This window comes from Vibrio splendidus, assembly GCF_024347615.1.
GTDB lineage: Bacteria > Pseudomonadota > Gammaproteobacteria > Enterobacterales > Vibrionaceae > Vibrio > Vibrio splendidus.
Map to the genome: position 1 here is coordinate 3665283 of NZ_AP025508.1, position 12892 is coordinate 3678174.

General features: G+C 44.3%; 11 protein-coding genes and 4 tRNA genes. 1 reads left to right on the forward strand and 14 read right to left on the reverse strand.

The annotated features are described in order from the left end of the window. Positions 1 to 73 precede the first annotated feature (73 nt). The 12 genes from rpoB to OCU90_RS16520 all read right to left on the reverse strand — a co-directional run bounded on the left by rpoB (position 74) and on the right by OCU90_RS16520 (position 9701). Positions 74 to 4102: a DNA-directed RNA polymerase subunit beta gene (gene rpoB / locus OCU90_RS16465; RefSeq protein WP_029222057.1), complete on the reverse strand. Its 4029-nt coding sequence runs from the start codon at positions 4100 to 4102 to the stop codon at positions 74 to 76. Between the two features lie 235 nt (positions 4103 to 4337). Beyond that, positions 4338 to 4703, reverse strand: a complete 366-nt coding sequence (gene rplL / locus OCU90_RS16470) for a 50S ribosomal protein L7/L12 (RefSeq protein ID WP_004729770.1) — start codon at positions 4701 to 4703, stop codon at positions 4338 to 4340. A gap of 57 nt (positions 4704 to 4760) precedes the next feature. Beyond that, a complete protein-coding gene (gene rplJ / locus OCU90_RS16475; RefSeq protein WP_017077558.1) occupies positions 4761 to 5255 on the reverse strand; it encodes a 50S ribosomal protein L10 in 495 nt (164 codons plus the stop codon). 244 nt (positions 5256 to 5499) lie between these two features. Beyond that, positions 5500 to 6204, reverse strand: a complete 705-nt coding sequence (gene rplA, locus OCU90_RS16480) for a 50S ribosomal protein L1 (RefSeq protein ID WP_017077557.1) — start codon at positions 6202 to 6204, stop codon at positions 5500 to 5502. A gap of 4 nt (positions 6205 to 6208) precedes the next feature. Next, a complete protein-coding gene (gene rplK / locus OCU90_RS16485) occupies positions 6209 to 6637 on the reverse strand; it encodes a 50S ribosomal protein L11 (protein ID WP_010435555.1) in 429 nt (142 codons plus the stop codon). A 212-nt stretch (positions 6638 to 6849) separates the two neighbouring features. Continuing rightward, entirely contained in the window at positions 6850 to 7398 is a 549-nt protein-coding gene (gene nusG, locus OCU90_RS16490; protein WP_012605006.1) for a transcription termination/antitermination protein NusG, read from the reverse strand. Between the two features lie 13 nt (positions 7399 to 7411). Beyond that, complete coding sequence (gene secE / locus OCU90_RS16495; RefSeq protein WP_017073785.1) at positions 7412 to 7789, reverse strand: preprotein translocase subunit SecE; 378 nt, start codon at positions 7787 to 7789, stop codon at positions 7412 to 7414. Between the two features lie 223 nt (positions 7790 to 8012). Further along, positions 8013 to 9197 carry an elongation factor Tu gene (tuf, locus tag OCU90_RS16500; protein WP_012604914.1) on the reverse strand — a complete coding sequence of 395 codons (1185 nt, stop codon included), beginning with the start codon at positions 9195 to 9197 and terminating at the stop codon, positions 8013 to 8015. A 95-nt stretch (positions 9198 to 9292) separates the two neighbouring features. Continuing rightward, positions 9293 to 9368 (reverse strand) — tRNA-Thr (locus OCU90_RS16505). A gap of 14 nt (positions 9369 to 9382) precedes the next feature. After that, positions 9383 to 9457, reverse strand: a tRNA-Gly gene (locus OCU90_RS16510). Between the two features lie 38 nt (positions 9458 to 9495). Further along, positions 9496 to 9580: transfer RNA gene (locus OCU90_RS16515), tRNA-Tyr, on the reverse strand. A 45-nt stretch (positions 9581 to 9625) separates the two neighbouring features. Then, positions 9626 to 9701: transfer RNA gene (locus OCU90_RS16520), tRNA-Thr, on the reverse strand. A gap of 210 nt (positions 9702 to 9911) precedes the next feature. Between OCU90_RS16520 and coaA the strand changes: the two genes are divergently transcribed. Further along, positions 9912 to 10835 (forward strand): type I pantothenate kinase, encoded by a 924-nt coding sequence (gene coaA / locus OCU90_RS16525; RefSeq protein ID WP_017078366.1) that lies wholly within the window; start codon positions 9912 to 9914, stop codon positions 10833 to 10835. A gap of 7 nt (positions 10836 to 10842) precedes the next feature. On the opposite strand, the gene birA is transcribed toward coaA, so the two are convergent. Next, positions 10843 to 11808, reverse strand: coding sequence for a bifunctional biotin--[acetyl-CoA-carboxylase] ligase/biotin operon repressor BirA (birA, locus tag OCU90_RS16530; protein ID WP_061023628.1), 966 nt, complete (start codon positions 11806 to 11808; stop codon positions 10843 to 10845). Then, on the reverse strand, positions 11805 to 12851 hold the full coding sequence (gene murB / locus OCU90_RS16535) for a UDP-N-acetylmuramate dehydrogenase (protein WP_061023630.1): 1047 nt from the start codon (positions 12849 to 12851) through the stop codon (positions 11805 to 11807). Before murB ends, birA begins: the two co-directional genes overlap by 4 nt. Between the last annotated feature and the right edge of the window lie 41 nt (positions 12852 to 12892).

The following is a 12892-nucleotide window of genomic DNA, read 5'->3' on the forward strand; positions in this document are numbered from 1 at the left end:
AGTTAAAGGAGCTCACCGACTAAAGTGAGCCCCCTTTACCAAGTAATCCAATCTTCTTTATAAAAAAGAGGGATTACTCTTCGTCTTCTAGCTCGATGTTGATACCTAGCGAGCGAATCTCTTTCAACAGTACGTTGAACGACTCTGGCATGCCAGGTTCCATGCTATGGTTGCCATCTACGATGTTCTTATACATCTTAGTACGGCCGTTAACGTCATCCGACTTAACTGTTAGCATTTCTTGTAGAGTATATGCAGCACCGTATGCTTCTAGTGCCCATACTTCCATCTCACCGAAACGCTGACCACCGAACTGAGCTTTACCACCAAGTGGTTGCTGAGTTACTAGGCTGTAAGAACCAGTTGAACGAGCATGCATCTTGTCATCAACCAAGTGGTTCAGTTTCAGCATGTACATGTAACCAACAGTTACAGGACGCTCAAACGAATCACCAGTACGACCATCAAACAGTTTAAGCTGACCAGATTCTGGCAGATCACCCAGTTTAAGTAGTTCTTTGATTAGAGACTCAGAAGCACCGTCGAACACAGGAGTAGCAATCGGTAGACCGCCACGTAGGTTCTTAATCAGTGTACGAACTTGATCATCAGACAGTTCAGCAATATCAACTTTCTGACGAGTATCACCAAGATCATAAACCTTCTGTAGGAACTCACGGAACTTATGCAGTTCTTGTTGTTCCTTAACCATTTGGTTGATCTTGTCACCGATACCTTTCGCAGCCAAACCTAAGTGAACTTCTAGGATCTGACCGATGTTCATACGCGATGGTACACCCAGCGGGTTAAGTACGATGTCTACAGGCTGACCTTTCTCATCGTATGGCATGTCTTCAACAGGGTTAATCTTAGAGATTACACCTTTGTTACCGTGACGACCGGCCATCTTATCACCAGGCTGGATACGACGTTTAACCGCTAGGTAAACTTTAACAATCTTAAGAACGCCAGGCGCTAGATCATCACCTTGAGTGATTTTACGACGCTTAGTTTCAAACTTCTTATCGAAGTCTGCTTTTAGCTCATCCCACTGCTCAGCAAGTTGCTCAAGCTGTGTTTGTAGCGCATCGTCTTCTAGAACTTGCTCTAGCCATTGCTTACGACCGATAGTATCAAGCTTAGCTTCAGAGTAACCACCAGACAGAAGTACAGCTTTAACACGGTTAAGAAGGCCACCCTCAAGAATTTGGAACTCTTCAGTTAGATCTTTCTTAGCTTCTTTAAGCTGCATCTGTTCGATTTCAAGTGCACGTTTGTCTTTCTCTACGCCATCGCGAGTGAAGACTTGTACATCGATGATAGTACCCGAAACAGAGTTTGGTACACGTAGAGAAGTATCTTTAACATCAGATGCTTTCTCACCGAAGATAGCACGTAGTAGCTTCTCTTCAGGAGTCAGTTGAGTTTCACCTTTAGGGGTTACTTTACCAACTAGGATGTCGCCACCCTTAACTTCAGCACCAATGTAAACGATACCTGACTCGTCTAGTTTAGACAGAGCAGACTCACCTACGTTTGGAATATCAGCTGTGATCTCTTCAGAACCCAGCTTAGTATCACGAGCCACACAAGATAGTTCTTGAATGTGGATTGTCGTGAAACGGTCTTCTTGAACTACGCGCTCAGATACTAAGATCGAGTCTTCGAAGTTGTAACCGTTCCAAGGCATGAATGCGATACGCATGTTTTGGCCAAGAGCAAGTTCACCAAGGTCAGTTGAAGGACCATCAGCAAGAACATCACCGCGTGCAACTGGTTCACCAGGAAGTACAGTTGGACGTTGGTTAATACATGTGTTTTGGTTCGAACGCGTGTACTTAGTTAGGTTGTAGATATCGATACCAGCTTCGCCAGGTACCAATTCATCTTCGTTAACCTTAACTACGATACGAGAAGCGTCTACAGACTGAACTTGACCACCACGTTTAGCAACCGCTGTAACACCAGAGTCAACTGCGATGTTACGTTCAATACCAGTACCTACTAGAGGCTTATCAGCTCTAAGTGTTGGTACCGCTTGACGTTGCATGTTGGCACCCATCAATGCACGGTTCGCATCATCGTGTTCTAGGAACGGGATAAGCGAAGCAGCGATAGATACTACTTGGTTTGTCGCAACGTCCATGTAGTCAACGTGCTCGCGTGGGTGAAGACCAGATTCACCTTTTTGACGAGCTGTGATTAGCTCATCTGCAAACGTACCTTCTTCTGTAAGAATAGTGTTTGCTTGCGCGATTACGAATTGACCTTCCTGGATTGCAGACAGGTAATCAACTTCTTCTGTTACTACACCATCTACTACACGACGGTACGGAGTTTCTAGGAAACCGTAATCGTTACAACGTGCAAACGCAGATAGCGAGTTAATTAGACCGATGTTTGGACCTTCAGGCGTTTCGATCGGACATAGACGACCGTAGTGAGTTACGTGAACGTCACGTACTTCGAAGCCTGCGCGCTCACGAGTAAGACCACCAGGACCTAAAGCAGAGATACGACGTTTGTGCGTAACTTCTGACAATGGGTTGTTTTGGTCCATAAACTGTGAAAGCTGTGAAGAGCCAAAGAATTCTTTAACTGCAGCAGAGATCGGCTTAGCGTTGATAAGATCTTGAGGCATGATTGCATCAAGGTCACCAAGGCTTAGGCGCTCTTTAACGGCACGTTCTACACGAACTAGACCAACACGGAATTGGTTTTCTGCCATTTCACCTACAGAACGGATACGACGGTTGCCAAGGTGGTCGATATCGTCCACCTCACCAATACCGTTACGGATGCCGATCAGTTTCTTCATCACTTCGATGATGTCTGATTCATCCAGAGTACCGCGCTCTTCTTCTTCTTCACGCTCGATAGAGCTGTTGAATTTCATACGGCCTACAGTTGATAGGTCGTAACGATCTTCAGAGAAGAATAGGCTTTCGAACAATGATTCTGCAGCTTCTTTCGTTGGTGGCTCGCCAGGGCGCATCATGCGGTAGATTTCTACCAATGCAGAGATGCGATCTACTGTGCTATCCGCACGTAGAGTGTCTGACATGAATGGACCATGGTCTAGGTCATTCGTGAACAGCACTTCTAGAGTCTTGTGACCTGCTTGAGACAGGTTAGCAAGTGCTTCTAGGCTAATCTCTTGGTTTGCGCCAACGATGATCTCGCCAGTTGCTTCGTTGATGTAATCTTTCGCAGCAATCTTTTCAACGATGTACTCTACTGGTACTTCGATGTGCTCAACGCCATCTTTTTCAAGTTGACGGATATGGCGAGCAGTAACACGACGACCAGTCTCAACGTAAGTTTTACCGTTTGATTCGATGTCGAATGACGCAGTTTCACCACGTAGACGATCAGGAACCAACTCCATAAGTAGAGTTTGGTCTTTAACTTCGAAGTTCACCTTGTCGAAGAACAGATCTAGGATCTCTTCAGTCGATTTACCAAGTGCACGAAGAATAATCGATGCTGGTAGCTTACGACGACGGTCGATACGTACGAATAAGTTATCCTTAGGATCGAACTCAAAGTCTAACCATGAGCCACGGTAAGGAATTACACGTGCGTTATAAAGAACTTTACCTGATGAGTGGGTCTTACCCTTATCACTGTCGAAGAACACGCCTGGGCTTCGGTGCAGCTGGGATACGATAACCCTCTCGGTACCATTAATTACGAAAGTACCATTGTCTGTCATAAGCGGAATTTCGCCCATGTAGACTTCTTGTTCTTTAATGTCTTTTACAGTGCCTGCTGGTGCGTCTCGATCAAAGATAACTAGACGTAGTTTTACGCGTAGTGGCTTTGAGTAAGTTACACCGCGGATTTGACATTCTTTAACGTCAAAAACTGGCTCACCAAGACGGTAGCTAACGTATTGCAGCTCAGAATTGCCGTTGTAGCTCTGAATTGGAAATACAGAACGGAAAGCAGCTTCAAGACCGTATTGACCTTCTGGATCCTGTTCGATGAATTTATCGAAAGAATCAAGCTGGATCGATAACAGGTATGGAATGTCCAAAACTTGTGGACGAGTACCAAAATCCTTACGGATGCGCTTTTTCTCGGTATAAGAGTAAACCATGGGGTTCCTCAGCTCGCTGATAAGTGACCCAAACCACCCAAAACACTCTTCAGAGGGGGCGGTGACAAACAGCTGTTTACTGTAGTTGAACAATCATTTCGAAAAAATGACTGTTTTTTTGCTCGGATTATGACGGTTAAACAGCGGGAAATTCGTCATAGCCCTACAGCGCAAAAAGGCCGGTGGTTAATAAACCACCAGCCAATAGCCTTGCGGCTAGGAAATTAAGTAATAATTACTTGATTTCAACAGAAGCGCCAACTTCTTCTAGCTGTGCTTTAAGAGCTTCAGCTTCAGCTTTGTCAACGCCTTCTTTAAGCGCTGCAGGAGCTGAGTCTACAAGACCCTTAGCTTCTTTAAGACCTAGGCCAGTTGCGCCACGTACAGCTTTGATAACTTGTACTTTGTTTGCGCCAGCGCCAGTAAGGATAACGTCGAATTCAGTTTGCTCAGCAGCAGCTTCAGCAGAAGCACCACCAGCTACAACTGCAGCAGCAGCAGTAACACCGAATTTTTCTTCCATAGCTTCGATAAGCTCAACAACTTGCATTACAGACATTTCTGCAACTGCGTCTAGGATTTGCTCGTTAGTAATAGACATAACAATTCTCTTTTAAGTCAACAATAAGTTTAAATAGCAACCAGTGAAAAGCAAGGCTTATGCCGCAGCTTCTTCTTTTTGGTCGCGAACAGCAGCGATAGTACGAACCAGCTTGCCAGCAGAAGCTTCTTTCATGCACATCATTAGGCGTGCGATAGCTTCGTCGTAAGTTGGTAGTGTCGCTAGTACATCAGCATCAGTAACTGCGCCTTCAAATGCAGCAGCTTTGATCTCGAATGTTTTGTTCTCTTTAGCGAAGTCTTTGAAAAGACGCGCTGCAGCACCAGGGTGCTCGTTAGAGAACGCAAGTAGGCTAGGACCAGTAAATGTGTCTTGTAGACACTCATACTCAGTACCTTCTACTGCACGGCGTGCTAGTGTGTTACGAACAACTCTCATGTAAACACCCGCTTCGCGAGCTTGTTTACGTAGAGAAGTCATCGCGCCAACAGTAACGCCACGAGAGTCAGCTACAACTGCAGAAAGTGCACCACTGGCTGCTTCGTTGACTTCAGCAACAATTGCTTTTTTGTCTTGAAGATTTAAAGCCATTTGGATTAACCTCTGGTTGTGATTACAGCACTCAATATAAAATACATTGAGCGTTTACGATGTTATTCAAAAATGAATAAATTCATTTCAAACGACAACATCGCCTACGTAGGTTTTATTAAGCTTCACCTTAAAAAGGTTCAGCGCCTACGGTCTTGGGATAGACAGTTATGAATTGCTTCAAAAACCACCCAACCACAAATATTAGGCGCAGAAGTATATACTAAATCTGCGCCAAAGCAAATTAGTTTGCTTGAGTGTCAAGACTAGCCTGATCAACAGTAACACCAGCACCCATCGTAGTAGAGATGCTTACTTTCTTCAGGAAAGTACCTTTCGCTGAAGAAGGCTTAGCTTTCTTAAGAGCAACTAGAAGTGCTTCTAGGTTCTCTTGAAGCTGGTTAGCTTCGAAAGATGCTTTGCCGATAGTAGTGTGGATGATACCGTTCTTGTCGTTACGGTAACGAACCTGACCAGCTTTAGCGTTCTTAACCGCTTCAGCAACGTTAGGAGTTACAGTACCAACTTTAGGGTTTGGCATTAGACCGCGTGGACCTAGGATTGTACCTAGTTGACCAACAACGCGCATTGCATCAGGAGAAGCAACAACAACGTCAAAGTCCATTACGCCTTTTTTCACTTGCTCAGCAAGATCTTCCATACCAACGATATCTGCGCCAGCTGCTTTAGCTGCTTCTGCGTTTGCACCTTGAGTGAACACAGCAACGCGGATTTCACGGCCAGTACCGTGAGGTAGCACAGTTGCGCCACGTACGTTTTGGTCAGATTTACGAGCATCGATGCCTAGGTTAACAGCAACATCTACAGACTCAACGAATTTAGCAGTCGCTAGTTCTTTAAGAAGAGCAACAGCTTCGTTGATTTCGTATTCTTTAGTTACTTCAACTTTGTCGCGGATTACGCGCATACGCTTAGTAAGTTTTGCCATGATCTTATCCCTCTACCACTAGGCCCATTGAACGAGCAGTACCAGCAATAGAACGCTTCATTGCTTCGATGTCAGCACCAGTCATATCAGCAGCTTTAGTTTCTGCGATTTCCTGAACTTGAGCGTCAGTTACAGTACCAACTTTCTCAGTGTTTGGACGACCTGAACCAGACTTAACGCCAGCAGCTTTCTTAAGAAGAACAGCAGCAGGTGGAGTCTTAGTTACGAACGTGAAAGAACGGTCGTTGTAAACAGTAATTACTACTGGAGTAGGTAGACCTTTCTCAACAGATTCTGTTTTTGCGTTGAACGCTTTACAGAATTCCATGATGTTCACGCCGTGTTGACCTAGAGCAGGACCAACCGGTGGACTTGGGTTTGCCATACCAGCTGCAACTTGCAGTTTGATATAAGCTTCAACTTTCTTAGCCATGATATTTCCTAATTTTTGGGTACATGCGCTAGCCCTAAGGCAAGCTCCCCTTAATTTCAATTAACTCTTTCTTACTTCGATAGAAGCAAAAAGGCGCGAAATTATAATCATAATTCGCGCCTTTAACAACCCTAAAAAGGTGGTTTTTTATACTCTTTTATTTTGAACAACTTATGAAGCATTTATCCACAGCTTGTTCAAAAATTAGAGTTTTAGTCTAGCTTCTCAACTTGACCAAATTCAAGCTCAACCGGTGTTGCACGACCAAAGATCGATACAGATACCTTAATGCGGCTTTTCTCGTAATCTACTTCTTCAACTGTACCGTTGAAATCAGCAAACGGACCATCGTTCACACGAACCACTTCACCCGCTTCGAACATTGTCTTAGGACGTGGAGACTCGCTCGCTTTCTCTAGACGGTTCAAGATAGCATCAGCTTCTTTGTCAGTGATTGGTGCAGGACGATCAGAGGTACCACCAATGAAGCCCATAACACGAGGGATACTGCGCACTAAGTGCCATGATTCATCATTCATGATCATTTGCACTAATACGTAGCCAGGGAAGAACTTACGTTCGCTTTTACGGCGTTGACCTGCACGCATTTCCACTACTTCTTCAGTAGGTACTAAAACGTCACCAAAGAACTCTTCCATGTCGTGCATTTTAATATGTTCGCGTAGCGATTGAGATACACGACCTTCATAGCCAGAAAAGGCTTGAACTACATACCAACGTTTTTTTGGAGCTTCACTCATGAATCAGAACCCTCTACACCCCAGTCGCTAGAGAAACTAAACGGACCATAATGCCGTCAATTCCCCAAAGCACTAGAGACATAACAATACATACAGCTAAAACGATCAATGTAGTTTGCATAGTTTCTTGGCGAGTAGGCCAAACAACTTTACGAATCTCCATACGAGATTCTTTTGCAAAATCGATCGCAGCTTTACCTTTAACTGTTGTTGCTGCAACGCCTAGTGCGGCAGCAATCAGCACAACTACACCTGCAGCGCGAATTACAACAGACAATTCACCATACAGGTAATTACCCACAACAGCAGCAGCCAACAGTACAAAAGCGACTACCCACTTCATTGTATCTGCTGCACCTGAGCTATCAGGAGTTTCAGCGTTTGCTTTCATAAAACCAACCTGTGATAAGTCTTAAATATAGACGACAATAACCCCGCTGTTGCAGGGCACATTCCTTTGCGTTGCAAAACAACACATCTAACAGTCATTTTAGTCAAAAAGACCGTTTAATTCTTTGCTAAGAGCTAAAATTGATGCCAAAACATCCAACTCTTTTTTCAGCGAAGAAAAAGGGCATCAAATGATGCCCTTTTTACTAGTGGTTCGTCAAATCTTATGCAAAGATTTTAGCTACAACACCAGCACCAACTGTACGGCCACCTTCGCGGATTGCGAAACGTAGACCTTCGTCCATTGCGATTGGAGCGATTAGCTCAACAGTCATTTGAACGTTGTCACCTGGCATTACCATTTCTACGCCTTCTGGTAGAGTGATATCGCCTGTTACGTCAGTTGTACGGAAGTAGAACTGTGGACGGTAACCCTTGAAGAAAGGAGTGTGACGGCCGCCTTCGTCTTTAGAAAGTACGTATACTTCAGACTCAAACTTAGTGTGTGGGTTGATTGAACCTTTAGCAGAAAGTACTTGGCCACGTTCAACGTCATCACGCTTAGTACCACGTAGAAGTGCACCAACGTTCTCACCTGCACGACCTTCGTCAAGCAGTTTACGGAACATTTCAACACCAGTACAAGTAGTAAGAGTAGTTTCTTTGATACCAACGATTTCTACTTCGTCACCTACACGTAGGATACCGCGCTCGATACGACCAGTAACTACTGTACCACGACCTTGGATTGAGAATACATCTTCAATAGGAAGTAGGAACGGTAGATCAACAGCACGCTCTGGAAGTGGAATGTAAGAATCTAGTGCTTCTGCAAGCTCAACGATCTTGTCTTCCCACTGCTTTTCGCCGTTTAGAGCGCCAAGTGCAGAACCTTGAATTACTGGAAGGTCGTCTCCTGGGTACTCGTACTCAGAAAGAAGTTCACGTACTTCCATTTCTACTAGCTCAAGTAGCTCTTCGTCATCAACCATGTCACATTTGTTCATGAATACGATGATGTAAGGGATACCAACTTGACGACCAAGTAGGATGTGCTCACGTGTTTGTGGCATAGGGCCATCTGTAGCAGCAACAACTAGGATACCGCCGTCCATTTGAGCAGCACCAGTGATCATGTTTTTAACATAATCGGCGTGTCCAGGACAGTCTACGTGTGCGTAGTGACGTTCAGGAGTATCGTACTCAACGTGAGAAGTTGCGATTGTGATACCGCGCTCGCGCTCTTCTGGAGCGTTATCGATAGATGCGAAATCTTTAGCAACACCGCCGTACACTTTTGCAAGTGTAGTACAGATAGCAGCAGTTAGAGTTGTTTTACCGTGGTCAACGTGGCCGATAGTACCAACGTTTACGTGCGGTTTCGTACGTTCAAATTTTTCTTTAGACATGGGGTGTCCCTCTAGGTACGGATTAGGTGGCTTAAAATAAGACCACGCAACCAAAAAAAATGGTTTTCTTTATTAAAGGAGAAGAAGCTTTAGACTGGTGCTAATACCCAGAGTCGAACTGGGGGCCTCACCCTTACCAAGGGTGCGCTCTACCGACTGAGCTATATCAGCACACAAAAATGAGTTGGAGCGTGCAGCGGGAATCGAACCCGCATCATCAGCTTGGAAGGCTGAGGTAATAGCCATTATACGATGCACGCAACACGTAACTCTTTTGAGCTATTTAACCTTTAGAATATGGTGGAGGGAGACGGATTCGAACCATCGAAGGCAGTGCCGGCAGATTTACAGTCTGCTCCCTTTGGCCACTCGGGAACCCCTCCAAATTTTGATCTTTCTCTCGCTCTCTATAAATAGAAGGGAGAAAGTGGTGCCGACTACCGGAGTCGAACTGGTGACCTACTGATTACAAGTCAGTTGCTCTACCTACTGAGCTAAGTCGGCACAAGTGGGGCGCATTTTATTGAATGATTTTCCACCTTGCAATAGTAAATTGCAAAAAAGTGCAAAATTCTCTTATCAAATTCCTATATACGGTTATTTAGCTCAAGGTTTCTGCCTTTAATCCACATCTAGTAAAGGAAGATATTTAATTTATCTATCGCTTGATGTATTTTCCATGCACTTGTTTTGTTATCCACTATAGAGTTTTGTATGAGCCCATTTATGTCATTTGACCGCGCGCAGTGGTCTGAACTAAGGAATTTAGTTCCAATGACACTTTCTGAGAGCGATTTGAAAGAGCTTCAAGGCATCAATGAAAAGCTGACAATGGAAGAAGCAGTAGAGATTTATCTACCGTTATCGCGCCTGTTAAACCTCTATGTGGCCGCTCGACAAAATAGAAACTCAGTGCTTCATCAATTTCTGGATAAGAAAGAAACTGCGCCACCATTCATCATTGGCATTGCTGGCAGTGTAGCAGTAGGGAAAAGTACAACAGCTCGTCTATTGAAAGCTTTGCTATCTCGTTGGGAAAACCACCCTAAAGTTGAGCTAGTTACGACAGATGGCTTCTTATATCCAAATGAAATATTGGAAGAAAAAGGATTAATGAGTAAGAAAGGGTTCCCTGAGTCCTATGATATCAAAGCGCTAGTCAATTTTGTTTCAGACGTAAAGGCATGTAAGCGTAATGTGACTGCACCTGTGTACTCTCATCTCACCTACAACATTACCAAGGAAGTAAAAGAGGTCGACTTACCCGATGTGCTCATTATTGAAGGGCTCAACGTTTTACAAAGCGGTATGAATTACCCACATGAGCCTCATAGAGTCTTCATTTCAGACTTCCTCGACTTCTCATTGTATGTCGATGCTGAAAGCGCTCAAATTCAACAATGGTATGTAAATCGTTTTATGAAGTTTCGTGAAGGTGCCTTCGCTAAACCTGGTTCATATTTCGGGCACTACACTAAATTATCAGATCTTGCCGCTAAGGAAAAAGCAGAAGGTATTTGGCAATCAATCAATGGTTTAAACCTAGAGCAGAATATCCTTCCGACCAGAGAAAGGGCTCACCTGATTTTACGCAAAGGCGCAGATCATATGGTTGAGGAAGTGTTACTAAGAAAATAATAACCTCTTAGTCCCCTTTTCTTAGGGATATCTCTCCACCGATATAGCTCTCAACACCGTTCTCAGTTTTGATCAGCACGGCACCTTGTTCATCGATACCCTGTACAACACCTTCTATTTCTCTAGGTCCAATGATCAGTCTAACGTTGCGACCTAAGAAGTTATCTAAACGATTCCAGCGTTCGACAAAATTCGACATCCCTTTCAACTCATAGTCGGCAAGTGACTTGTCCCAAGCATTGATCAGAGCCTGTGCTAACTGGTTACGGTCGGGCACTTTTCCATCACAGACCTCTTTGAGAGACGTCCACGGCTGACCAATACCTGATGTTGTCGGGTCCATGGACAGGTTTAGTCCCAAACCAATAACAATATGAGCAGCGCCACCAGACTGTCCTGACAACTCGACTAAAATACCCGCGAGTTTCTTGTCATTATGGTAAAGATCATTCGGCCATTTCAGTTTAACGCCTTCAACACCCATCTCTTCCAAGGCTTCAACAACAGCAACGCCAACGACAAGGCTTAACCCCATAGCGGCAGCCATGCCTGCATCAAGCCTCCAATACATTGAAAGGTAAAGATTTGCACCAAATGGCGATACCCACTCTCTTCCACGACGTCCACGACCTGCAGCTTGATATTCAGCAATACAGACCGACCCCGATTCGAGGGTATTAGTACGCTCTAACAGGTGTTGGTTTGTTGAACCTATGATTGGAATGAGTTCAAGAGAAGCATCACGACTCACAGCAGACAATTTTTCTTGGTCAAGCATATCTAAACGACTGGCTAGCTTATAACCTTTGCCTTGTACTCGATAGATATCTAACCCCCACTCTTGGATACCTTTAATGTGCTTACTGATAGCCGCTCGTGATACACCGATCATTTCACCTAAGTCTTCACCAGAATGAAACTCACCATCGGCAAGACATCTCAATAGTGCAAGCTTGGTACTGTGCTCTCTCATGCCAATGACTCCAAAGCTTTATCTAGGTTTGTCTCACAGTCTCGTCCCATAAAACGCACTTCATGTTCCAATCGAATATCGAATTTATTCAAGACTGATTGACGCACTCGCTCTGCAAGCTTAAGGATATCCACAGCAGAAGCCTCATCATAATTGATGATAACTAATGCTTGGTTTGGGTGAACTTGAGCCCCACCTTCTGTCACGCCTTTGAACTGGCATTGATCAATCAGCCAACCTGCAGCTACTTTGATCATGCCATTACTCTCATAGCCGACAATGTTGGGATATAGAGCTAACAAGCGATCAAAATGATCTTTGGTGATCACAGGGTTTTTGAAGAAGCTACCCGCATTGCCTTGGACTCTAGGATCTGGCAACTTACTTGAACGGATAGCGCATACTTCATCAAATATAGTACGAGGAGAGAGAGTCTCAGCTGGTAGGCTTTTTAACGGACCATAGTGATTACATGGATTCCACTCTTTAGGTAGGGTCAAACCAATCGCAACAACAATCGCTTTGCCATAGAGAGCATGTTTAAAAATAGAATCTCGGTAGCCAAAGAGACATTCCTCTTTGCTTAACCGCTTAACTGTATAAGTATCCAGATAAAGAATATCAACATATTCGCATACGTCTTGCAGTTCAACACCATACGCACCAATATTCTGAATCGGAGCAGAACCTGAACAACCTGGTATCATTGCGAGGTTTTCTAGACCACCCAGACCTTTATCAACACTCCACTCAACCAAGCTTGGCCAATCCTCACCACCACTCACATGCAAAAGGTGATGACGGTCCGTCTCGGTCAGCTCAATCCCAGCTAATTTATTCACAATGATCAAACCAGCGAAATGCTTGGTAAAAAGCATATTGCTGCCCTTACCCAGAATTAACTTAGGTGAAGTTGACCATTTAGGATTCCTATAAACCGAAATCAGTTCGTCGATCGTGGTTACTTCAACCAACGCATCACAGGTCTGATCGATAGAAAAAGTATGAACATTTTTTAAACTAGCATTGAGATGGAATTGCATGGCGATATTCAATTAACTTACACTGCCATCATTCTACAGCA

Bases quoted from the DNA above. Each gene is read 5' to 3' on its own strand.
- rpoB (WP_029222057.1), bottom strand. From the start codon at position 4,102: ATGGTTTACTCTTATACCGAGAAAAAGCGCATCCGTAAGGATTTTGGT.
- birA (WP_061023628.1), bottom strand. From the start codon at position 11,808: ATGAGAGAGCACAGTACCAAGCTTGCACTATTGAGATGTCTTGCCGAT.
- rplL (WP_004729770.1), bottom strand. From the start codon at position 4,703: ATGTCTATTACTAACGAGCAAATCCTAGACGCAGTTGCAGAAATGTCT.
- nusG (WP_012605006.1), bottom strand. From the start codon at position 7,398: ATGAGTGAAGCTCCAAAAAAACGTTGGTATGTAGTTCAAGCCTTTTCT.
- murB (WP_061023630.1), bottom strand. From the start codon at position 12,851: ATGCAATTCCATCTCAATGCTAGTTTAAAAAATGTTCATACTTTTTCT.
- secE (WP_017073785.1), bottom strand. From the start codon at position 7,789: ATGAAAGCAAACGCTGAAACTCCTGATAGCTCAGGTGCAGCAGATACA.
- rplA (WP_017077557.1), bottom strand. From the start codon at position 6,204: ATGGCAAAACTTACTAAGCGTATGCGCGTAATCCGCGACAAAGTTGAA.
- coaA (WP_017078366.1), top strand. From the start codon at position 9,912: ATGAGCCCATTTATGTCATTTGACCGCGCGCAGTGGTCTGAACTAAGG.
- tuf (WP_012604914.1), bottom strand. From the start codon at position 9,197: ATGTCTAAAGAAAAATTTGAACGTACGAAACCGCACGTAAACGTTGGT.
- rplJ (WP_017077558.1), bottom strand. From the start codon at position 5,255: ATGGCTTTAAATCTTCAAGACAAAAAAGCAATTGTTGCTGAAGTCAAC.
- rplK (WP_010435555.1), bottom strand. From the start codon at position 6,637: ATGGCTAAGAAAGTTGAAGCTTATATCAAACTGCAAGTTGCAGCTGGT.